The following is a 22,614-nucleotide window of genomic DNA, read 5'->3' as shown; positions in this document are numbered from 1 at the left end:
TTATTCGTTAGAGCAATAAACTACGAATATCTTTTAATAGCTTGGTCAATTTATTGGTAAAGCGTGCCGCATCAGCCCCATTAATAACTCGATGATCATATGACAACGATAATGGCAACATTAAACGTGGATCAAAATCTTTACCATTCCATACAGGTTGCATGGTTGCTGGAGAGATACCCAAAATTGCGACTTGAGGCCAATTCACTAAAGGCGTAAATGCAGTTCCACCGATACTACCTAAACTCGTAATGGTAAAGTTGGCACCTTGCAAATCTTTCGGTGATAACTTACGATCACGGGCTTTTTGACTGAGTTCAGCCAGTTCCATCGCGATTTGCTTAATGGATTTTTGGTCAGGATTACGTAGCACAGGAACTGTTAAACCATCAGGTGTAGCGACTGCGATACCCATATGAATTTCGTTACGCAACAACACTGACTTTTGATCATCTGCCAAATGACCCGCGAAATAAGGTTCTTCTTTTAACAAGTGAGCAACCGCTTTCGCGATGAACGCTAAAATAGTTAAACTAATTCCTTGTTTTTTGAACCCATCTTTCAGTTCGCCACGCCATGCTTCAAGCTCTGTAATATCAGCCAAGTCAAACTGCGTTACTTGTGGGATGAAGTTATTCAATGACAATTGCGGAACAGAGACCTGTTGCAAACGTGTCATTGCTTTTACTTCGCCACCACCGAAGGCAGTGAAATCAGGTAATGATGGCAAGCCTGAAGCGACAGGTGCAGCCTGTGTACTAGGAGCAGCTTGTGGTGCAGTTAAACGCGTTTTTACATAAGCAAAAACATCGTCTTTCATCACACGACCGTGTTCGCCAGAGGCTTTCACTTGACCAAGGACTACTCCGAGTTCACGCGCCAATTTACGTACCGCTGGACCCGCATAAACTTTGGCATTGTCAGCTTCTTGCTCTTTGGTCAGCTTCTCAGCTTGCGCTGGCGCACTCGTTGCTGCTGTCGCTACCGCCTGTGGTTTTGTTGGTGCAGCTTCAGTAGCAGTTGGTTGCTTTGCAGCTGGTTGAGTTTTTGGTGCTACTTGAGCAGCGGCCTGACCACTCACCTCTATCGTTGCCAAAGCCATGCCTTGACGAACTTCTTGATTGGCTGACACATGGATTGCTCTCACAATCCCCGCAACCGAGCTTGGAACTTCAACAGATGCCTTATCTGACTCAACCACGCATAAGCTTTGTTGAGCTTCAACGTGATCACCAACATTGACCAAAATTTCTGAAACAAGTGCTTTTTCTACACCTAGATCAGGTACTTCAATTTCAACATTACCTGTTGAGCTATTAGTTGCAGCTGAGGCTTCTGTAGTTGCTACTGTTTGAGCTGGAGCTACTTGCGGTTCAGATGGTACTACAGCACTCGCGGTCTTGACCTGAATCAATACCACTCCTTCCTTAATGCTGTCGCCTTCTTTGATTTGAATCGCTTCAACTACGCCTGCAACTGAACTCGGAACTTCGACCGTTGCCTTATCTGACTCAACAACGACAATACTTTGTTCAGCTTCAATTTCATCGCCAACTTTTACAAGAACTTCGGCAACCAAAGCTTTTTCAACACCAATATCTGGAACTTTTACATCCACAACTTGCGTCGAAGTTGCAGATTGGTTAACGACAGGTGCAGATGGAGTTTCAATCTGTTCAGATTGAGTTTCTACCTTCGGAGTTTCAACTTGAGCTGTTTCAACAACACGACTCTCAGTTGCTTGAGATTCCGCTTCCAGTTCAACTAAAGCAACACCTTCAGTAACTTCATCACCTTGCTTAACCAAAATACTTTTCACGATCCCTGCAGCAGTACTTGGAACTTCTACTGTCGCTTTATCAGACTCTAGAACTAGAAGGCTATCTTCTACAGCGACTCGATCACCTACTTTTACCAAAATTTCGGCGACCAAAGCTTTATCAACGCCAATATCAGGTGCTTGGATTTGCATGATTAGTTCCCCTCACCTGTTTGGTTTTCGTGATATTCAGCCACAGCTTGCACTTGCGGGTGCGCCTGTGGTGCCCATGCAACTGGACGATCTGTATCCAACTCAAATGATGAGATTGCGTCTTTTACTAAACGGTTTTCCACTTCACCTTCATCGGCTAATTTTTTCAAAGTCGCAACCACGATATGTGCCGCATCAACTCCGAAATAGCTACGCAAATTAGCACGAGTATCTGAGCGACCATAACCATCTGTCCCCAAAGTGACATATGGGCGATTGTCTGGTAAATATGCTCGGATTTGCTCACTATAAACGCGCATGTGATCCGTAGCTGAAACTACAATACCGTCAGTATCACGTAATTGCTGAGATACCCAAGATTCTTTTGCTGTCTCAGTCAATGGATGTAAACGATTATATTCGTCACATGCCATACCATCACGTGCTAGCTCGTTGAAACTCGTCACACTCCAGACATTTGAATGAATCTGATATTCATCACGAAGGATTTTTGCTGCTTTGATCACTTCACGTAAAATGACACCTGAGCCTAATAGTTGAACCGTTGCTTGCTCATCTTTCTGCAACAAATACATACCACGCTTAATGCCTTCTTCTGCACCTTCGGGCATTTCAGGATGCTCGTAGTTTTCGTTCATCACTGTTAAATAATAGAACACACGCTCTTGATCTTGATACATGCGTTTCAAGCCGTCATGCACAATCACCGCAAGTTCATAACCAAAACAAGGATCATAAGAAACACAGTTTGGAATCGTACCTGCCAAGATATGAGAATGACCATCTTGGTGTTGTAGACCTTCACCATTTAAGGTGGTACGTCCAGCAGTTGCACCCAACAAGAAGCCTTGCGCTTGTGCATCACCTGCCGCCCATGCAATATCCCCAATACGTTGGAAACCAAACATTGAGTAATACATGTACATCGGAATCATTGGTAAGTTATTGGTTGAATAACTAGTCCCTAACGCAGCCCAAGCACTCATCGCACCAGCTTCGTTAATCCCTTCTTGCAACATATGACCATCTTTCGCTTCACGATAATTCATGAGCTGCTCATTGTCTTCAGGGGTATATTTTTGTCCGTGTGCGGCATAAATCCCGAGTTGACGGAACATACCTTCCAAGCCGAATGTACGAGCTTCATCTGGAACGATTGGGACAACATGATCTTTGATAGCTTTTTCTTTTAACAAAGCTGAGATCAAACGTACCATCAACATCGTCGTTGATTGCTCTTTTCCACCGCTGCCTTTTAATACGGCATCAAAAACTGACAGTTCAGGTATTGGCAAAGAAGTACTTTCCTTACGACGTGCAGGTAGGTAACCACCTAACGCTTCACGACGTGCTTTCATGTACTTCATTTCTGGAGAGTTTTCACTTGGACGGTAGAATGGAAGCTCTTCTAACTTATCATCTGTAAATGGCAAGTTAAAACGGTCACGCACATATTTCAAAGAGTCGATCTGCATTTTTTTGATTTGGTGAGTTTTGTTCACCGCTTCAATTTCTTCAGACAAGCCATAACCTTTAACCGTTTTTGCAAGAATAACGGTTGGTTGACCTTTGGCTTTCATTGCTTCTGCGTAAGCAGCAAAAACTTTGTATGGGTCATGACCACCACGGTTCAGATTATCGATATCTTCATCGCTTAAGTCTTTTACCAGCTCTGCAGCTTCTGGGTACTTGCCAAAGAATTTCTCACGCGTATACGCACCACCTTTCACTTGATAGCGTTGGTACTCACCATCAACTGTTTCTTCCATGACCGCTTTTAAAGCGCCTGAAGTATCTTGAGCAAGTAGTGGATCCCAATGACGACCCCAAACTACTTTAATGACACGCCAGCCTGCACCACGGAATAAAGATTCTAATTCTTGAATAATTTTCCCGTTACCACGTACAGGACCATCGAGGCGCTGTAAATTACAATTCACGACCCAAATCAGGTTATCAAGCTTTTCACGCCCCGCAAGTGAAATTGCACCAGTACTTTCTGGCTCATCCATCTCACCATCGCCAAGATATGCCCAGACTTTACGATTCTCTTCTTTGATCAAACCACGATTCATCAAGTACTTTTGAATATGAGCTTGATAAATTGACATGATTGGACCAAGACCCATCGATACGGTAGGGAATTGCCAATAGTCAGGCATCAAATATGGATGAGGGTAACTTGGGAGACCATTACCACCCACTTCACGACGGAAATTATTAAGTTGCTCTTCATTCAAACGTCCTTCCAAGAAAGAACGCGCATAAATACCAGGTGCACAGTGACCTTGGTAGTAAATCATGTCGCCACCAAAATTATCAGAGGCAGCGCGGAAGAAATGGTTAAAACCAACATCATATAACGTCGCAGAAGATGCGAAACTTGCAAGGTGACCACCTAAGTCATCACCTGTTTTGTTTGCACGTAAAACCATTGCAAGTGCATTCCAACGAATCAAGGCACGAATACGTCGCTCCATGTCTTGATCGCCTGGCATTGCTGGTTGTTCTTCAACTGAGATCGTGTTGAGATAAGGTGTATTTAAGCGTTGGATCGGCACATGTTTTGCAATCGCACGTTGATATAGTTTTTCTAGTAAGAAAGCAGCACGTTCTGTGCCCATGTGTTGTAATACTGAATCAAATGCTTCTTGCCATTCCTGGGTTTCTTGCGCGTCAGAGTCGCCATAAAACGCCATACAATTCACCTTTTCCCTTAAGTTATTTTGACGTTCTATTTTTATCATGTTTTGGCTTCATAAAGGTATCGCCCCAAATGAATACAAAATGCCTTAATATTTTCTCACTAAATAGTCATTGACCTAAATAAAACAAAAGACATAAAAAATCGCCAATAATGGCGATTTTCTCAGAATTAATATACAAATGTTATACAAATGACTTAAGGCAGCATCGCTAAGTATGTTGATGGATTTTTACGCTGACCATCTTTAACAACTTCAAAATGTAAATGCGGACCAGTACAACGACCAGTACAACCTACATTTGCAATGTGTTCACCTGCACTCACTCGATCACCAGCATTTACGATTAAACGCGAAGCATGAGCGTAGCGTGTGATATATCCATTGCCATGATCAATTTCAACGTATTGACCATAACCTGAACCCCAACCAGATTTTGTTACAACGCCAGGACCGGTTGCATAAATCGGAGTTCCAGATGGTGCTGAAAGATCAATACCTGAATGGTGACGAGTAGAACCGAGTAAAGTACGAGTTCCCCAAGATGAACTTACACGCCCTTCTTCCAACGGATGGCTCACTAACCAAGAATAACCCGTATTTGATGAAAATGATGATGTAGATTTTTCTTTTGGAGTAGAAATTGCCGAACGGCCATATTTCTTTTCAATCATTGCGTTGTTTAGTTCAATCGTCTTTTCACGCAACTGAACAGATACATTTGAAACTGCTGGTAGATCTATATCATCTGGATGATTATAAGAACCTTGAGCAAGTGTTTTTGATAATTCTTCTAAACGGTCATCACCCGTAGTTTGAGTGATATTTTGATAATCTGCAAAGGCAACCGATGCTGCAGAAGCAGCTAATGAAAATGCGAGTAAAATACGACGCGTATGATGCATAAAAAACCTCTTGAAACCGTCCTTACTAAAGTTCCTTTATCATCTCTTCCTTGAAATCAGCTGAAGTGAACGCTTAAGATGAACATCTAACCTCGTGGGAAGTTAAAATGTCTGAACCTACAAACGTCTTTCAACAGAAAGGACAACACATAAAAACAGGAAACTTAACGTTTCTGACTACGCAAGTCACACAATGGAAACAACTTACGAAAATTATTCAACCATTATTGCCCCAACCAGAACAATGGCAGGTTGTTTGTTATCAACATGGCGTTTTGACCATAACAGGTGAAAATCAAGCAATGATTAGTCAGCTCAGTTATTTACAAAGTCACTATGTTGCGCAGTTAGCTCAGCTTGAAGGTCTCAGAGATTTAAGAAAAATCCAAGTCCGTTTAAGAAATAAGACCGTGGTTTCTCAACAAGTCTCTCCCCCGCCTCAAGCACTTTCTTCAGAGACAAAGGAGCTATTACGCAGTGCCGCTGAATATGTGAGCGACCCTAAGCTTAGCCAAGCTTTACTACGTTTGGCAAGCAATAAAAAGTAAAGTACCGATATTGACGATCGAAACACTCAATATAACAATGAGAATCACATCACAATTTTAATTGTTATAATATAACGTACACAATATAAGACAATGACTTAAGTCACACTTACATACGGAATAGGACATTCATTCTCGTTAATAAATGTTACAATTTCATAGCTGCTTGGATCGTTTTGAACATTGCGAAGAAGCTGATTATTCAGAGCGTGTCCTGACTTATAGCCATCAAATTTCGCAATAATTTGATGCCCTAATAGATATAAATCACCTACTGCGTCTAAAATCTTATGGCGAACAAACTCATCGGCGAAGCGCAGCCCTTCTTCATTGACCACACCTGTATCATCAACACCAATCGCATTTTCCAAACTTGCACCTAATGCAAGATTGTTGGCTTTTAAATAATCCAAATCTTTCATGAAACCAAAAGTTCGGGCTTCGCTAACTTCATAGACAAAGGTTTCTGTAGAGAAGTCGATACTGACAGATTGATATTCTTTTGCGAAGGCGGGATGGTCAAAATCGATCGTAAAATTAAGTTGAAAACCTGAATGAGGGGTGAAAATAGCACGCTTATCTTCAAGCAATGCTTCTACAGGTTTTAAAATTCGGATAAATTTCTTCGGTGCATTTTGCTCTGCGAGCTCACCTTGCATAAGAAGATAGATAAATGGACCAGCACTACCGTCCATGATTGGCACTTCGGATGCAGACACTTCAACGATGAGGTTATCAATCCCCAATCCTGCAATCGCACTCATCACATGCTCAATCGTTCCGACTTTAATGTCTTCTCGAACGAGATTGGAGCACATAAAGGCTTCTTGGATAAGTAAAGCATTTGCTGGAATATCAACTGGCGGATTTAAATCAATACGGCGAAAGACAATACCTCCATCAATATGGTGTGGAACAAAATTAATCAGCACCTTTTGACCACTGTGCAGACCAATACCGCTCGCTTTCACCACACGTTTCAAAGTACGTTGTTTCACCATGCCACGCCAACTTCATTTGCAAAAACCGATATAACTTAGCATATTTTGCCATTTTAAAAAAATAAAAAAGGGGACAATTACTGTCCCCCTTTAGCTAAACATATGATTTTGTTATTTACGCTGTTGATTTTTCAGATAGTCCTGAATGCTCATCGGCGAAGAACGCGGGGTTGAACTTGGTGCGTTCGCTACTGGTGATTCAGCATTTGTACGCTTACTAATTGCAGGTACATCATCTTCATCAACTGATTGTTGGGCTGTATGTGCTGTGGCATGATGCGTTGTCGTAACGCGCTTCTTCGCCTCAACTTCGCTCGCATTACGAGTCAGACCAGTTGCAATTACAGTCACACGAAGTTCATCACGTGCATCAGGATCAAATACCGTACCGTAGAAGATTTCACCTTCGTCCAAATCAACAATTTGATTGACCACATCGGTAATAATTTCTGTTTCACGTAACGTAATATCATCACCACCAGTAATATTGATCAATACACCTTTGGCGTTAATAATATTCACGTTATCGAGTAATGGGCTACGGATTGCTTGTTCAGCTGCTTGGCGAGCACGGTCTTCACCACGCCCCAAACCAGCACCCATCATTGCATAACCACGTGTGCTCATCGCAGTTTTTAAGTCAGCAAAGTCTAGGTTAATGTGACCACGATTTACCACTAAGTCAAAAATACTGCGAACAGCATTTAACAATACATCGTCTGCCTTTTTATAGGCATCTTTCATTGAGATGTCACCATACACGCTGAGTAAGCGTTGATTTGGGATAATAATCAACGAATCTACATGTGCTTCAAGTGCATCAATACCTTTTTCAGCTGATTTTTGACGACGACGACCTTCAAAATTAAAAGGGGTTGTCACAACACCAACGGTCAAAATACCCATTTCTTTAGCTACTTCGGCAACCACAGGTGCTGCACCTGTACCTGTACCACCGCCCATACCTGCGGTGACAAAAACCATGTCCGTGCCTTCGAGATGTTGACGAATCACTTCACGGCTTTCTTCAGCAGCAATCTGACCAACCTCTGGATTTGCACCTGCACCTAAACCACGAGTACTTTGCTCACCCAGCTGGATCTTGAATGGAGCATTCATGCTATCTAGGGCTTGTTTATCCGTGTTTGCACAAACAAACTTTACGCCTTTGATGTCTGACTGCACCATGTGTTGAACAGCGTTACCGCCACCACCACCCACGCCAAATACTGTGAAACGGGCTTGACCGTTGCCATCGTCTAGTTCATCTTCTATAAATTCAAATGAGGCCATGACCTTTAGATTTCCTAATATATAAATGGCAGTTACTTCAGCCCGTTACTGCCTTGATTTTTAAAACTACTGATGCCTAGGATGCTGTTCAATATTACTCAGCTTGTCAAGTCCAGTGACTTACTATTACAACTTCCTAACAATTTTTCCCCAAAATACCTACAAGTTAGAAAATCGCCTTAAGCTTGCTATTGAGTGCATTCCAACCATTTGCGACACGATCCATAAAACTCCGATCATTCGCTTCTTCAGGTTCTTCAACAGCATCTTGTAAGTCACTTTGGCTAAACATCAACAACCCTGCCGCTGTCGCATACATTGAACGACGCAATGCAGGTAAGTGCTGATCTTCAGCATAAACTTGCAAAGGCGGATTACCCAAGTGTGCAGATACACCAAGCATACGACGTGCCAAATTCACCATTCCTTCAATTTGACAAGCATCACCTGTGAGTACAACACCATGATATAAACCATGTATTGCACCACTATGCTCTAACTCTTCACGGATAGATGTAAAGATTTCTTCGTAACGTGCAATTACAATTTCTGCAAGCTCAATACGACTGATGGTTTGCGTACCATCAATACCTTGAACTTGAATCATATGGTCTGGTTTGACCACACTGATATCGACACAACCATGTAAAATTTTGATGCGTTCGGCTTCTTCAGTTGTAGTCTGTAAAACTGCTGCAATATCACGTGTCACATTTTCACCGCCACGCGGTAAAGTACGTGCTAATGCCAAACGTCCATCCAAATAAACTGCAATATTGGTAATACCTGCACCAATATCAACTAAACAAACACCATATTCTTTTTCATCTTTCAGCAAGCTCGATTCAGCTGTTGCAAGGCAAGATACCACCATTTTCTCAACACCAATGTTCGCACCTTTCATCGCGCGATCAAGGTTTTGCATGGTGCTGATCGGCATCATCATCAACTGATAGTGTCCTGTCATGCTATGTGCTGACATATTCACAGGATTTTGTACCCATTCAGCAGAGTCACCTAACTCAAAGCCTAAAGGCACAGCACTTGCCAAATAATAATCAGGGGTCACATGGCTCGCTTTAGCCAACTCTAACGCTCTAACTACTTCATTTGTCGTAATAATATGATCATGATTTGCGACAGGAGTGCGACCTGAAGCATAAAAACTTTGTAATTCAGTACTTGGTATCGACACCCACGCGCTATGAATACGACATTCCGCCATATCTTCTGCTTCGGATACTGCATTTTTAATGGCAGCAATCACCTTGTCTAAGCTGACAATCTTGCCTTTAACCATACCTCGGTTGCGAGCAGTTGCCATGCCAATCACTTGGATTTTATCCGGTGCATGGATCTTACCAATCAAAACTGAGACTTTATGAGTCCCAATATCAATCGCAACAACTGAGGGAACAGCTTCACTCATTACTTCAATACCATATCTTTTGTTGTTTATACGGGCAAAACTGCCTGTTATTTTCAAGCCACGTATTATGGCTTTGCCTGAATTGCACCCGCAAGGTTTGTGTCATCAATCGTTACAACTAATTGACCATTGACAATCTTTGGCGGCATTGCATTTTTCCACTGAATGGCCAAGCCATTTCGGTAACGTAAATCAATCGCCGAGATTTTTGACCATACAGGTTTTAAATCCGTTTGTGCCAATTGGCTCAAGCGTTGTAACTTATTCATGGTTTGATCTTGGTCAACAATAATACGTAAACCTGAATCAAACTGCATGAACCATGTCATACGCTCAGTTAAATAAAGCTCTTTTAACCGCAAATTTGCAGGATAAAACAACTGATTAATTTCATTATAGCGACGCATCATCATTTTGGATTGGCTGACTGGACCATGCAAAAGCGGCAAGTTTGGATGTACCTTTGGTACAGCTTCGCTAAAGACATCACCATTATCACTGAGCAAGCGCCCTGTTCCCCAACGTGCAATCGCATGTCGCGGCATCACCCGCACACGAATTGCATTTGGCCAAGCTCGTGATACTACCACCCGATCAACCCATGTGACTTGTAACGCCTGATCACGAATTAATTCTAAATCTGAAGTGAAATAATTATCTTTAATTATAGGATTGAGATGTTGAACCAACTGTTGGTTCTCAACTTCTGATTGAGTACCCACCACCTGCAATTGTGCAACAGTTGCATCTGTCATAACTTTATATAAGCCATAAAGACCAACTGCAAGCACGGCAAATGCAACAACAAGAAGCAGCCAACCACCCGCGTTCACCATTTTTTGTTTAGGCGAAGGCGGTTTCTCATGAATAGAGCTGATGGCAGGTCGTGTTTTACGACGCATTGATGCAGGAAGTTGAGCCATGAATAATTAAGCCGACTTTGCTAAAGTTTGCTCTAAAATTGCTAGGCAAAGCTCATCAAAACTATAACCGACCGCTTGTGCAGCTTTAGGTACAAGCGAGTGGCTGGTCATACCAGGTACAGTATTTACCTCTAACAACCAGAAATTACCTTGCTCATCTTGCATCGCATCAATACGTCCCCAACCTTCTGCACCTACTGCTTGAAATGCACGTAAGCATAGAGCTTGCAAAGACTTTTCTTCAGTTTCACTCAAACCACACGGAATGCCATATTGCACATCATTGCGTTGGTACTTCGCTTCGTAGTCATAAAATGCGACATCAGCTGGGGGTTGCAAACGAATAACTGGCAACGGTTGACCATTCAGGAAAGAAATCGTGAATTCACGACCCGTAATCCATTTTTCAGCCATGACCACTGCATCATGTTGAGTCGCTTTCTCGATTGCCGCAGCAAAATCTTCTGCTTTTTCAACTTTACTCATCCCGACACTCGAACCTTCATGTACAGGCTTGATGATCACAGGCAAACCTAGATCTGCTATAACTGAGTTCAAATCAGAATCTTTTGTGATAATGCGATATGGAGCTGTTGGCAAATCACTTCCTTGCCAAATTTGCTTAGTTTTTACTTTATCCATACCAATCGCAGAGCCTTGAACGCCCGTTCCTGTATATGGAATATTTAACCACTCAAGCACACCTTGAATTTGTCCGTCTTCACCACCACGACCGTGCAATACAATAAATGCACGATCATAGGCAACAAGCTCAGTTACGCTTTTTTCTTGTGGATCAAATGCTTCTGCTTGTACACCTGAACGCAATAAAGCCTCTAATACAGCTTGACCACTGTCTAATGACACAGCACGCTCAGCCGACTTCCCACCAAATAACACAGCAACTTTGCCGAATTTTGCAGCATTTGACACGTTTATATCCTTAAAACTTTTCTAAATTCTCTAAATCTTCCCGCCCTCTCTTTATGAAAGAGGGAAACTTCGCTCTTTGTTAAAAGAAGGTTGGGAGGAATTTTCTAAAACTATTGGGCATACAAGCGATGCTGAGCCAATTCTACCGAAATTGCACCGACGTTACCCGCACCTTGTGTTAATAACAGGTCATTCGCTTGTAACACTTTTTGCAAAACGTTTGGTAAATTTCCTTCAACAGGATCAACTAAAATCGGCTCAACCTGACCGCGCAAACGAATACTACGCGCAAGAGCACGGCTGTCTGCACCCACAATCGGCTTTTCACCCGCTGGATAAACTTCTAACAATAAAAGTTGATCAACTTGCGAAAGAACATCCACGAAGTCATCAAAGCAATCACGAGTACGACTAAAACGATGTGGTTGGAACATCATGACTAAACGGCGATCTGGATGACTGGCACGCGCTGCTTTAATCGTTGCTTCAACTTCTTTTGGATGATGACCATAATCATCAACGAGTTTAACAGTGCCTTCACCAACTTCAAATTCACCTTGAACTTGGAAACGACGACCAACACCGCTAAAGCCTTCTAAAGCTCGACAAATCGCACCATCAGAAACACCTTCATCTGTCGCAACACCAATCGCCGCAAGTGCATTTAGGACATTGTGTAAACCTGGTTGGTTAATCGTGACACGTAATGGCTCACGATCTTTACGCAATACAGTGAAATGTGAGCGCATACCATCTTGTTCAACGTCAACGGCACGTACATCATTATCTTCATTAAAACCATAGGTCAGTACTGGACGCCCAACACGCGGTAAAATTTCGCGAATATTGGCATCATCACCACATACCACAGCCAAGCCATAGAACGGCAAGTTATGTAGGAATTGAATAAAGGTATCTTTTAATTTATCGAAACTACCTTCATAAGTGTCCATATGATCGGCATCGATGTTGGTCACAATCGCGGCCATTGGCTGCAAATATAAGAATGAAGCATCTGACTCATCCGCTTCTGCCACGATAAAACGGCTTTCACCCAGTGCCGCATTTACCCCTGTACTATTCAGCAATCCACCAATCACATATGTCGGGTCAAGATTTTCTTCCGCCAACATCGTTGTTAATAAACTAGTCGTTGTGGTTTTACCATGAGTACCTGCAACTGCAATACCATGACGATAACGCATCAACTCACCAAGCATTTCAGCACGACGTACAATCGGTGTACGTTGTTCAATCGCGGCTTTAATCTCTGGATTTTCAGGATCAATCGCTGTTGAAACAACAAGAACGTTGGCATTTTTAATATTGTCAGCGCTATGTCCAATAAAGACTTTAACGCCATTCGCTTCGAGTTGCGCTGTAGTTTTTGAGGCTTTAATGTCTGAACCCGAAATTTTATAACCTTGGTTGGCTAATACCTCTGCGATACCGCACATCCCCGCACCACCAATACCAACAAAGTGGATGTTTTTAATACGGCGCATTTCAGGCACTTTGATTAGCTTTTTGGCTTGGTTTGGATTTGTAGGTGACATAGATGGACTCGAATTACAATTTTTTAATCAGATCAACCACATGCTGTGTAGCATTTGGTTGTGCTTGTTGACGTGCTTTAACTGCCATTTCAGAAAGTAACTGACGATTGATCAAGCTACTTAGCAGTTTATCCAACACATCAGGTGTCATTTCTGCTTGCTGACAAATCTTAGCCGCACCAACATTTGCTAAAAACTTCGCATTTGCAGTTTGGTGATCATCTACAGCGATCGGTAGTGGAACAAAAACAGCAGCAACTCCTGCTGTCGCAACCTCTGTGACGGTTAACGCACCCGCACGACAGATAATCAAATCTGCTTCACTATACGCCTTTGCCATATCATGAATGAATGGCTGAACATCAACTTTTAGTTTCGCTGGCGCATCTTGATAACGCTCAAGCGTGACATCCTGTTGGTTCTGACCACATTGATGGAATACATTGAGAGGCGCATTTATTTTTTTCAATGCTGCGGGTAAGCGCTCATTCAACGCTTGTGCCCCCAATGACCCTCCCACAATCAAGATGCTAATCGGTTGATGCTCCTGCTCTCGGGTTTGATAACGCCAAGAAGGATTCAAAATCGAACTAATTTCCGCACGTACAGGATTGCCTGTGGTGACGACTTTATCACTGTTTGGGAAAGTATTTGGAAATGCCTGACACACGGTTTTGGCAATACGAGCCAATTGGGTGTTGGTAAATCCTGCAATCGCATTTTGCTCATGAATTAATACAGGAATACCAAGTAAACGTGCAGCTAAACCACCTGGCCCTGCGACATAACCACCAAAGCCTGCAACTGCATCAACTTTCAACTGTTTCATGTAGCGCATAGCGCTTAAGGTCGCTTTTAAGATTTTAAAAGGTGCGCTGAGTTTACGGACTAAACCATTACCGCGTACACCTTGAATATCAATTTGATAGATTGGAATATTTTGATCTTTGAGTAAGCGATTTTCCATACCCGATGGTGTGGCTAACCAAGAGACTTGGCAACCTTCTTGTTGAAGTTGTTTCGCAACTGCAAGTGCTGGAAAGACATGTCCACCTGTACCAGCGGCCATCATCATGACATGTTTGGGTTTGTTCTGTGGCGAATTGGTCACGGTCTAATTCTTCAACTCAAAAAAGAAGGTTATCGTCTATTGTTTTCGGGAGTTATTTTAATCCTAAAGCTTCATTCACGAAAAGCGAATTTCACCTGTTTACAACAGAAAGCGTAGCTTTTTTCAATTGTTTGCTAAAAACATGGTTCTGTCGACATCTAAATGCCCATTCGTATGTTAATTTTCGCAAAAAACAAATGGGCATTTGGGTCAAAATATAACAGCTCGATTAATTTGAACGACCTGCTTCTAAGACATTAAATAGATCGTCTGCAATCGATGTTCCAAATTGTGCATCAATCTCGCGGATACAGGTTGGGCTCGTGACATTAATCTCTGTCACATAATTACCAATCACATCAAGACCGACAAAAACTAAGCCTTTTTCACGCAGGAAAGGACCCACTTTTGCTGCGATCATTTTATCATTTTCAGTGAGTGGACGCGCCTGACCTAGACCACCCGCAGCCAAGTTACCACGCACTTCGCCATTTTGTGGAATACGTGCCAAACAATACGGTACAGGTTCACCGTTCACCATCAAAATACGCTTATCTCCTTCGACGATTTCAGGAATATAACGTTGCGCCATGATTGGACGTGTTCCCATTTCGGTGAGCATTTCTAGAGTTGAACCGATATTTACGCCGTCTTGATATAAACGGAAAATCCCCATTCCACCCATTCCATCGAGTGGTTTTACGATCACATCGCCATGTTCTTTAATAAATTCACGAATCAGGCTTTGTTGCGAAGTCACTAAAGTGGGCACTTGAAGTTCTGGGAATTGAGTTGCAAACAATTTTTCATTGCAGTCGCGTAGGGATTGAGGTTTGTTAATAATCCAAGCGCCTTCACGTTCTGCTTGTTCCAAAATATAAGTGGTATAGACAAAATTCATGTCAAATGGTGGGTCTTTGCGCATCAACACCACATCGTAGTCAGCCAATGACTCTTTGCGCTTGTCACCCAACTCATAATAATGATCATAATCTTCAAAGACTTTAAGCGGTGCAATCAGACCAAATGCTTTACCTTGATCAATATATAAATCGTGTTGTAATGCATAACCCAATTCATGCCCGCGACGACTTGCCGCCCATAACATTGCCATCGTGGAATCTTTCTTAAGATTTACCGTTTCGATTGGGTCCATCACTACAAGTACACGCATAATTTGACGCTCGTATTTTTAATCTTGGCAAAAAGTATAGCGAAGTTTAGTGATGATGTTTAAACAAGTTATGTAATTCTTAAATCTAAAAAATTCTAATTTATTCAGATCACTAGATTCGATTTATTTAAATAGACGATTTTCTGAGTGATAAAAATTATAAAATTACTGGCAAATGATTTCATTGCCAGTAATTCGTGCAGCATTCGCTTTCAGCATCAAATTAAGCCAAAAGTTTCTGAATATCTTTGCCAATTTTTTCAGGTTTGGTCGTTGGAGAATAACGTTTAATCACTTCGCCATTTTGATTAATCAAAAACTTGGTGAAATTCCATTTGATGCTTTCACTACCTAAAATACCTTTGGCTTCTGAGGTGAGGTATTTATAAATCGGATGTGCATTTGAACCATTCACATCGACTTTGGCAAACATAGGAAATGACACACCATAGTTGCGCTGACAGAAGTTGCCAATTTCTTCATTGCTTGATGGGTCTTGGTTTGCAAACTGATTACATGGAAAACCTAAAATCACCAAACCTTGTTGTTGATAGTCTTGATATAGCTTCTCAAGCCCTTCAAATTGTGGGGTTAAGCCACATTGACTTGCAGTGTTCACTACCAATAAAACTTTGCCTTGATAGTCTGCAAGGTTCTTTTGCTCACCTTCTAAAAGTTCAGCCTGAAAATCATAAATTGTGGTCATACAACATCTCGCTCTGATTCAATCCATCTTATTTGCTTAATAGCTTTGTCTATTTGTTCAGCTATGCGAATTAATATTGCACACAATTATCTTGTATGCAAGTCAATTATGCGCAATATACTTTTCCTGCTAACCAAACTATACTGTGAGCTAGCAAAGGTGACCTTGAGGAGTAAAGCATGACTGAATTTTCTTACTTGGATAATCAAGTGTGTTTTGCTATGTATTCCGCGACCAACGCAATGATTCGTCAATATCGTCCCTTACTTCAGGAATACGACCTAACCTATCCTCAATTTATCGTACTGTTGGCTTTGTATGAAAAGGACAATGTGACGTTGTCTGAAATTGGACAAAAGACCTTTTTTGATTCAGGCACGCTGACGCCAATTATTAAAAAACTTGAAGAAAAGCAATTTTTAAAGCGCATTGCGGTAAAAGAAGATGAGCGTATGAAGAAGGTAATCTTGCTGGAAAAAGCACTTGCTGCAAAAGATGAAATTACCTTAATTCCTTTTAAACTTGCCTGCTCTTTGGGTGTTGATCCGAATGATTTGGTGGCAATTCATAATCTATGCCATCGTTTTTTAAAGGGTTTAGAGGATTCTAAACTCGAAAGTTTGAGTGAATAAATGCAGCAAGCTATTGTTGGATTTCATCTCGATGACGAAGGATATTTTGTAGCTGATCTCGCTTGTGGTCATACGCAGCATGTGCGCCATGACCCACCGTGGCAAAATCGCCCTTGGGTGTTGACGGAGCAAGGGCGTAAGGAAAAGTTAGGGGTGATGTTGGAATGTAAGAAGTGTGATGAACTGAGATTTGTGTAACGCCGACTACGTTAAATGTCGAGATATGAACCACATTAAGCTTTACAACAAATATTTTTCTTATTCAGAATTAATCACAGCCAAACTCTATCATTACTTTAAGACCAACTTTGTATAACCCTATGGTTTTTATATATTTAAAACAGCACTCAATAAATTAAAACACAATTCTATGATTATGAACCTAAATAACCCATTCACAGATAATCAATATTATTATAATAAATTCAATTATTTATACATATCAATAAGAATAATAAATATATATATAAGTTAATCTTATTTTTTAGTGTATACTCGGCTTAACTAGAAAAAAGTTTTGTCTCGGTAAATCTTCTTGCAGTATCGTAGTTTTAGTAATAATCCTTCGTTTTTTAGATTTTAAGTTTCATTATTTATTATTTTCAAAGTTACAATATTTTAAATAAACCATTAAAAATCAATAGGATATACTATGTCAAACTCAAATACTGTTAAAGGTACTGTAAAGTGGTTCAATGAGACTAAAGGCTTTGGTTTTATTCAACAAGAATCAGGTCCCGATGTTTTTGCTCATTTCAGCGAGATATCGAATTCAGGATTTAAAACCTTATTTGAAGGTCAAATGGTTGAATTCAGTATAGCTCAAGGTCAAAAAGGACCAAATGCTGTAAATATTACAGCCCTCTAATAAATAAAAGATTATAAAAAGTACCGACACGTACTTTTTATAATTTAAAACTTGTTTTTTTAGATCAAAATTAAAAAAGGATATCAATTGTTAGAAACACATGATTTGATTGCAAAATCTCCAAATGGTACTGAAATTATAGTTTCATTAATTCCTATAAATAAAATGCAAAGTACGCGTCAAGGTTTTAAAAAAATTGAAGTTGGCAAAAAAGTCCTTTTACAATCAGGTATTGAAGTTGATTTAAACTTAGATGGTCGTACCTTTTACACATCTTTAAATCAATTATTTAAATTTAATCAAAAGGTTATTTGAATAAAATTAAAAAATTGTTTTTTAATTATTTCTAAGAATTTTATAAAGGTGAATAGATGTTAAAGCAAAGTATCAGCGTAAAAGATCAATTTGGTGTTAAGCACTTTATTCAAGCGACCGTAAATAATAACTTCGAAAACACCCAGTTATTTTCTGATATAAAACACATTACAGTTGAAGGTGAAAACATAAGACCCAGTCTTGAAATGTTTTTTCAAAGTAACCTAAGCGGAAAAATTTTCGAGATAGTATAAATATTTAGAATTATTGAAAATTATCTTATTTAAATGAAATACTGAGTAAGTAGAAACCCGATATAAAGTCGGTTTTCAAAACTAAAAAAGGAAGCTTTTGCTTCCTTTTCTCTTTTACTTAAAACTTAGATACCATACTTCTCACGATAAGCCTGCATATTGGCTAAAGCTTCTTTCTCGCCTTTTGCATCTAAATAATCCATCAAATCTTTCATGGTAATCAATGCATGTACTGGAATTTCTAGTTCTTTTTGTACTTCCTGAATCGCAGAAAGCTCACCTTGACCACGTTCCTGACGATCTAAGGCAACCAATACCCCTGCAATCGTTGCACCAGCATTTTTTAAGATAGTCACAACTTCACGAATCGCAGTCCCCGCAGTGATCACATCATCAATGATCCAAACTTTTTGACCTGCAACCGATGCACCAACCAACACCCCTCCTTCACCATGATCTTTGGCTTCTTTACGGTTAAAACCCCAAGGAACGCTCTTTCCATGTACTTGAGACAACGCAACCGCAGTTGCTGCTACAAAAGGAATGCCTTTGTACGCAGGACCAAAAATCACACCGACATTGTCACACTGAACCAATTTATCTGCATAGCCTTGTGCTAAAAGAGAGAGTGCTTCACCATCATTTAACAAACCTGCGTTAAAGAAATAAGGACTGACACGACCTGATTTTAAGGTAAACTCACCAAATTTAAGCACACCACGTGATAATGCGAGTTCAATAAAAGCTTGCGGATTAAATGACACAGGCGTTGTCATAAGGTGCTCCAAATTCATCAATTGAGGTTAAACATACGCATGATACCAAAGGATAGCTATCCAAGTGATGTAAAAATTCTTCGAGTCGTCTCAATTAACGTAAATGGGCTACGTTCATCAGTGACCAAAGGTCTACTTGAATGGTTAGAACAGTCCGATGCGGATGTCGTATGTATGCAAGAAAGCCGCATCACCCATGAACAATGGACTGATAAATTCAAACCTGAGGGTTGGTATACGCACTTATTTCCTGCTGAACGTGCAGGCTATGCAGGTACAGCAATTTATAGCCGTTTGCCATTTATTACGGTGAAAAATGGACTTGGCTTTGAACTTGCTGACTCTCAAGGGCGTTTTATCACGGCGGAGTTTGATTTAGGACTGTCACATCCTGTTCATATTGCTTCTCTATACTTACCATCAGGTTCAAGTGGTGAAGATGCACAAGCACGTAAAGATTTATTTTTACTAGAATACGCCAAGATTTTAAAACAATGGCGAGATGAAAATAAATCGATCATCGTGTGTGGTGACTACAATATCGTGCATAAACGTATTGATATTAAAAACTGGTCAGGCAATCAAAAATCATCAGGCTGCTTACCACATGAACGAGCATGGCTTGATCACATTTATGATGATTTGGGCTATGTGGATACTTTCCGTGAAGTCCGCCAAGAAGCAGAATTATATTCATGGTGGTCAAATCGCGGTCAAGCTCGTGCGAAAAATGTCGGTTGGCGCATCGACTATCAAGCTTGCTCTCCAGACTGGAAAGCACGTACAGCGAATGCATGGGTCTATAAAGAACAATGGTTTAGCGACCATGCTCCTGTGATTATCGACTACAAAATAAACGAATAAGTGAACAAGTGTTCACTTTGACCGCTTCTTTAGCTTACATATCGTGTCGTTTTTTGTGTATTTTTATTTATCCCCTGTAACGGCATTATAGCACCACGGCACAGGGAAGCGGTCAGGATGACCAGAAGGGATAGGACGCCGTAGGAAGATAAAATAAACTTAATTTAAGTTTATTTGCAAGGATGAGACATTGGACGTTGAAATGAGACCCGCATGATCAGGATGATTAGATGCGGGTTTTCTCTTTTTTAGATATTCGATTTTTTCTTGACGCTGTCTTTAGCTTTTATGCTCAATATATAAGAACAATTTAATCAATCACCCATCTTTTAGAAATCTCTCAATCAACTTTATAAACAATATCGATTGGCAACTGAGTCAGTTTTTACGTTAGGCTTTCGAATAAATCTTTTAATCACTCAATACGGTTTTTCAGTATGTTTAAAATTTACGGTATTAAAAATTGCAATTCGATGAAAAAAGCTTTCGATGCTTTAACTGCCAAAGGAATTGCTTACGAATTTCATGATTATAAAAAACTAGGCATTGATGCTGAAACTTTAACAGTTTGGCTGAAAGAGATTGGCGCAGACAAAGTATTAAATAAAAAAGGCACCACATGGCGCAAACTCAGCGAAGCGGAACAAAATCATGCGACTAGTAACGAATCAAATCTGATTGAAACATTGATCGCACAACCGAGCTTGATTAAACGCCCAGTTTTACAAACTCCTCAAGGTTATATGATCGGTTTTGATGAAGCGGCTTATGCAAATTTATCGGCTTAAAATAAGCAAACAATAAAAAACCGAGTGGATTTACACTCGGTTTTTTTATATCGAATTCGGTTTAGTTGGTACGAATCCAAGTTTGGTTACGACCTAATGCTGCAACGCCGATGTAGCCACGTAATTTAAGCTTTTTACCACCATCGATGATTTCAGCTTTCAATTTATAAGTTTTACCATTTTTAGGATCAATGATAGAACCGCCATCATAATTTGTACCGCCTGCATTTTTAAGACCGTGAACAATTGTCACGCCTTTAAGCGGTTTATTTTTAAAAGTACCTTCACATTTAGTGCAGGCATTTTCCTGACCAGCAACTAAATATTTTTGAATTGATGCATTGAGCGTACCGTCTTTTTGCTCTGTAAACTTCACAATCGCTTTCGGTTGTTTAGTTTCATCATCAATCGTTTGCCAAACACTACCGTTAAGCGCATCTGCCGCATTGGCAAAAGTTGTTAAACCGAGCAATCCAAATGCTAAAGCAATTTTCTTCATTTTTGTAATATCCTTAAGGGGGTCTTTTCAAGACCAAGAGTATTGAGAACTTCAATCGATATTGCAATTCTTGATTATGACTATTTGGTATAACCTCAGGAGTTCAAGAACTCTACTTATTATTATACTGACCTAACAATATGGAAAAATTATGAAATTTGGTACTGTTTGGAAATATTATTTTACTGAATCGTTACTAAAAGCGACTATTCGCACGCCGAGTCAGTTTAATTTAGCACCGAATGCGTTACGACCTGTTTTAGATCAACTTTGTCGCTTGTTTCCTCAGAATCCAACAGTACAAATTCGACCACTACGTTTGGCTGGTGTTCGCGGTGAAGAAATCAAAGCTCAAGCTTCTGCAACCCAACTGATCTTTCATATTCATGGGGGTGCCTTTTTCTTAGGTAGCCTAAACACACATCGTGCGTTAATGACTGACATCTCAGCTCGTACTCAAATGCAGGTGATCCATGTAGATTATCCACTCGCACCTGAACATCCATTCCCAGAGGCGATTGATGCAATTTTTGATGTATACCAAGCACTACTGGTACAAGGAATTAAACCCAAAGATATTATTGTCTCTGGCGACTCGTGTGGGGCTAACCTTGCATTGGCGCTTTGCTTACGCTTGAAGCAACAGCCTGAACTGATGCCAAGTGGTATGATTTTAATGTCACCATATTTAGATCTGACACTCACCAGTGAATCATTACGTTTCAATCAGAAGCATGATGCTTTACTTTCGATTGAAGCATTACAAGCAGGAATCAATCATTATTTGAAGGATGGGATTCAAGCGGATGATCCTCGCGTATCTCCTTTATTTGATGATCTAAAAGGTTTACCACCAACGTTGGTTCAAGTCGGCTCTAAGGAAATCCTATTGGATGATTCAAAACGCTTTAGAGAAAAGGCGGAAAAAGCCAATGTCAAAGTGAACTTCAAACTTTACACAGGCATGTGGCATAACTTCCAAATGTTTAATGCATGGTTCCCTGAAGCGAAACAAGCACTAGCGGATATTGCTGAGTTTGCTCATTCCTTAGATCAAAATTAACTCATTTCCTCCAAATGAAAAAAATGGTCAGCAATGGCTGACCATTGTCACTCTTAATTTATTTTTGTCATAATAATTAAAATTTGATCGATTATTTAGATAATCAAACCTTTTTCCAAAAAATTTTCCCTTGCGATTTAACATTAAAAACCGAGAGCTAGACTTTTTTCTCAATCTAAAGATGCTATTGTAATTTCAATAATCGTTTTTCAATTTTTTTGATGACAAATTTACACTTATAACCGTTCTTAGGAATCTCATTGCATAAAGGATGCATG

Annotated in this window: 23 protein-coding genes; 9 read left to right on the top strand and 14 right to left on the bottom strand. The window is 40.4% G+C overall.

The annotated features are described in order from the left end of the window. Positions 1-7: 7 nt before the first annotated feature. The 3 genes from H2677_RS00730 to H2677_RS00720 form a co-directional block, all read right to left on the bottom strand. On the bottom strand, positions 8-1,972 hold the full coding sequence (locus tag H2677_RS00730) for a 2-oxo acid dehydrogenase subunit E2 (RefSeq protein ID WP_125299042.1): 1,965 nt from the start codon (positions 1,970-1,972) through the stop codon (positions 8-10). Positions 1,973-1,974: 2 nt separating this feature from the next. Next, positions 1,975-4,692, bottom strand: a complete 2,718-nt coding sequence (gene aceE, locus H2677_RS00725) for a pyruvate dehydrogenase (acetyl-transferring), homodimeric type (RefSeq protein WP_004964934.1) — start codon at positions 4,690-4,692, stop codon at positions 1,975-1,977. A gap of 203 nt (positions 4,693-4,895) precedes the next feature. Beyond that, complete coding sequence (locus tag H2677_RS00720) at positions 4,896-5,603, bottom strand: M23 family metallopeptidase (protein WP_004909910.1); 708 nt, start codon at positions 5,601-5,603, stop codon at positions 4,896-4,898. 107 nt (positions 5,604-5,710) lie between these two features. Between H2677_RS00720 and H2677_RS00715 the strand changes: the two genes are divergently transcribed. Next, positions 5,711-6,151 (top strand): DUF721 domain-containing protein, encoded by a 441-nt coding sequence (locus H2677_RS00715; RefSeq protein WP_004951302.1) that lies wholly within the window; start codon positions 5,711-5,713, stop codon positions 6,149-6,151. A 98-nt stretch (positions 6,152-6,249) separates the two neighbouring features. Here the strand turns inward: H2677_RS00715 and lpxC are convergent, their stop codons facing one another. The 9 genes from lpxC to H2677_RS00670 all read right to left on the bottom strand — a co-directional run bounded on the left by lpxC (position 6,250) and on the right by H2677_RS00670 (position 16,277). Beyond that, positions 6,250-7,152, bottom strand: coding sequence for a UDP-3-O-acyl-N-acetylglucosamine deacetylase (gene lpxC, locus H2677_RS00710; RefSeq protein WP_004909915.1), 903 nt, complete (start codon positions 7,150-7,152; stop codon positions 6,250-6,252). Positions 7,153-7,263: 111 nt separating this feature from the next. Beyond that, on the bottom strand, positions 7,264-8,445 hold the full coding sequence (gene ftsZ / locus H2677_RS00705) for a cell division protein FtsZ (RefSeq protein WP_004909919.1): 1,182 nt from the start codon (positions 8,443-8,445) through the stop codon (positions 7,264-7,266). A gap of 166 nt (positions 8,446-8,611) precedes the next feature. After that, on the bottom strand, positions 8,612-9,874 hold the full coding sequence (gene ftsA, locus H2677_RS00700; protein ID WP_004909921.1) for a cell division protein FtsA: 1,263 nt from the start codon (positions 9,872-9,874) through the stop codon (positions 8,612-8,614). 65 nt (positions 9,875-9,939) lie between these two features. Further along, the gene (locus H2677_RS00695; protein WP_212638947.1) at positions 9,940-10,797 is read right to left on the bottom strand and encodes a cell division protein FtsQ/DivIB; all 858 of its coding nucleotides are present in this window, start codon (positions 10,795-10,797) and stop codon (positions 9,940-9,942) included. A gap of 6 nt (positions 10,798-10,803) precedes the next feature. Next, on the bottom strand, positions 10,804-11,730 hold the full coding sequence (locus tag H2677_RS00690) for a D-alanine--D-alanine ligase (RefSeq protein ID WP_004909930.1): 927 nt from the start codon (positions 11,728-11,730) through the stop codon (positions 10,804-10,806). 110 nt (positions 11,731-11,840) lie between these two features. Next, positions 11,841-13,286 carry a UDP-N-acetylmuramate--L-alanine ligase gene (gene murC / locus H2677_RS00685; protein WP_004951289.1) on the bottom strand — a complete coding sequence of 482 codons (1,446 nt, stop codon included), beginning with the start codon at positions 13,284-13,286 and terminating at the stop codon, positions 11,841-11,843. Between the two features lie 13 nt (positions 13,287-13,299). After that, positions 13,300-14,397, bottom strand: a complete 1,098-nt coding sequence (gene murG / locus H2677_RS00680; protein WP_212638946.1) for an undecaprenyldiphospho-muramoylpentapeptide beta-N-acetylglucosaminyltransferase — start codon at positions 14,395-14,397, stop codon at positions 13,300-13,302. Between the two features lie 229 nt (positions 14,398-14,626). Beyond that, positions 14,627-15,571, bottom strand: a complete 945-nt coding sequence (gshB, locus tag H2677_RS00675; RefSeq protein ID WP_099947880.1) for a glutathione synthase — start codon at positions 15,569-15,571, stop codon at positions 14,627-14,629. A 223-nt stretch (positions 15,572-15,794) separates the two neighbouring features. Then, complete coding sequence (locus H2677_RS00670; RefSeq protein ID WP_212638945.1) at positions 15,795-16,277, bottom strand: glutathione peroxidase; 483 nt, start codon at positions 16,275-16,277, stop codon at positions 15,795-15,797. A gap of 179 nt (positions 16,278-16,456) precedes the next feature. On the opposite strand from H2677_RS00670, the gene H2677_RS00665 reads away from it, so the two are divergent. The 5 genes from H2677_RS00665 to H2677_RS00645 all read left to right on the top strand — a co-directional run bounded on the left by H2677_RS00665 (position 16,457) and on the right by H2677_RS00645 (position 18,346). Continuing rightward, a complete protein-coding gene (locus H2677_RS00665) occupies positions 16,457-16,909 on the top strand; it encodes a MarR family winged helix-turn-helix transcriptional regulator (RefSeq protein WP_050041168.1) in 453 nt (150 codons plus the stop codon). Continuing rightward, the gene (locus H2677_RS00660; protein ID WP_168154617.1) at positions 16,910-17,107 is read left to right on the top strand and encodes a DUF3565 domain-containing protein; all 198 of its coding nucleotides are present in this window, start codon (positions 16,910-16,912) and stop codon (positions 17,105-17,107) included. A gap of 454 nt (positions 17,108-17,561) precedes the next feature. After that, a complete protein-coding gene (locus H2677_RS00655; protein WP_004951274.1) occupies positions 17,562-17,777 on the top strand; it encodes a cold-shock protein in 216 nt (71 codons plus the stop codon). Between the two features lie 87 nt (positions 17,778-17,864). Continuing rightward, the gene (locus H2677_RS00650; RefSeq protein ID WP_004951266.1) at positions 17,865-18,092 is read left to right on the top strand and encodes a hypothetical protein; all 228 of its coding nucleotides are present in this window, start codon (positions 17,865-17,867) and stop codon (positions 18,090-18,092) included. 56 nt (positions 18,093-18,148) lie between these two features. Beyond that, positions 18,149-18,346 carry a hypothetical protein gene (locus H2677_RS00645; protein ID WP_004951253.1) on the top strand — a complete coding sequence of 66 codons (198 nt, stop codon included), beginning with the start codon at positions 18,149-18,151 and terminating at the stop codon, positions 18,344-18,346. Positions 18,347-18,471: 125 nt separating this feature from the next. On the opposite strand, the gene pyrE is transcribed toward H2677_RS00645, so the two are convergent. Then, the gene (gene pyrE / locus H2677_RS00640) at positions 18,472-19,122 is read right to left on the bottom strand and encodes an orotate phosphoribosyltransferase (protein ID WP_004951249.1); all 651 of its coding nucleotides are present in this window, start codon (positions 19,120-19,122) and stop codon (positions 18,472-18,474) included. 39 nt (positions 19,123-19,161) lie between these two features. Here pyrE and H2677_RS00635 point away from each other — a divergent pair, with 39 nt between their 5' ends. Together H2677_RS00635 and H2677_RS00630 are read left to right on the top strand one after the other, a co-directional pair. Then, positions 19,162-19,986 (top strand): exodeoxyribonuclease III, encoded by an 825-nt coding sequence (locus H2677_RS00635; protein ID WP_004909961.1) that lies wholly within the window; start codon positions 19,162-19,164, stop codon positions 19,984-19,986. A 437-nt stretch (positions 19,987-20,423) separates the two neighbouring features. Next, positions 20,424-20,774, top strand: coding sequence for an arsenate reductase (locus tag H2677_RS00630; RefSeq protein ID WP_212638944.1), 351 nt, complete (start codon positions 20,424-20,426; stop codon positions 20,772-20,774). Positions 20,775-20,835: 61 nt separating this feature from the next. Here H2677_RS00630 and H2677_RS00625 read toward each other — a convergent pair whose 3' ends face one another. After that, the gene (locus H2677_RS00625) at positions 20,836-21,273 is read right to left on the bottom strand and encodes a DUF2147 domain-containing protein (protein ID WP_004909965.1); all 438 of its coding nucleotides are present in this window, start codon (positions 21,271-21,273) and stop codon (positions 20,836-20,838) included. Between the two features lie 151 nt (positions 21,274-21,424). Between H2677_RS00625 and H2677_RS00620 the strand changes: the two genes are divergently transcribed. Next, entirely contained in the window at positions 21,425-22,336 is a 912-nt protein-coding gene (locus tag H2677_RS00620) for an alpha/beta hydrolase (RefSeq protein ID WP_199955451.1), read from the top strand. Positions 22,337-22,614 lie beyond the last annotated feature (278 nt).

The organism is Acinetobacter junii, assembly GCF_018336855.1.
In the GTDB taxonomy this organism is placed as follows: domain Bacteria; phylum Pseudomonadota; class Gammaproteobacteria; order Pseudomonadales; family Moraxellaceae; genus Acinetobacter; species Acinetobacter junii.
Note: the sequence above shows the minus strand (reverse complement) of the source record. Positions and strands in the feature narration are given on the sequence as shown.